At 52.2% G+C, this 270-nt stretch carries 1 protein-coding gene; it reads left to right on the top strand.

From position 1 onward, the window contains the following. On the top strand, positions 1 to 270 hold a 270-nt coding region (locus R0J87_RS20770; protein ID WP_498888623.1), incomplete at both ends, for a hypothetical protein.

Below are 270 nucleotides of genomic sequence, written 5' to 3'. Positions count from 1 at the left end.
CGGATTGACCATGGCTACAGCATCATCAATAACCCGCAACTCACAGCGAAATACGCGGCGCTGGGTATACCTTTTACCGTGGTGCCGTCCAACACCTATTTTCTGCAGCAATGGCCGAAGCATGACGAATGGCGGGTAAAGCATCCGATACGTGCCATGGCAGAAGCCGGTCTGAACATTATCCCCTGCACCGACGACTGGCACATGCACGATACCAACACCAGCAAGTGTTATCAGGTGATGGTTGAGGATTTCGGTTTCGATGTGTAC

The sequence above is a fragment of the Halomonas sp. SIMBA_159 genome (assembly GCF_046536035.1).
Classification (GTDB): Bacteria; Pseudomonadota; Gammaproteobacteria; order Pseudomonadales; family Halomonadaceae; genus Vreelandella; species Vreelandella venusta_A.
The sequence above is the reverse complement of the archived record's forward strand: the minus strand, read 5'-3'. Positions and strand labels throughout refer to the sequence as shown.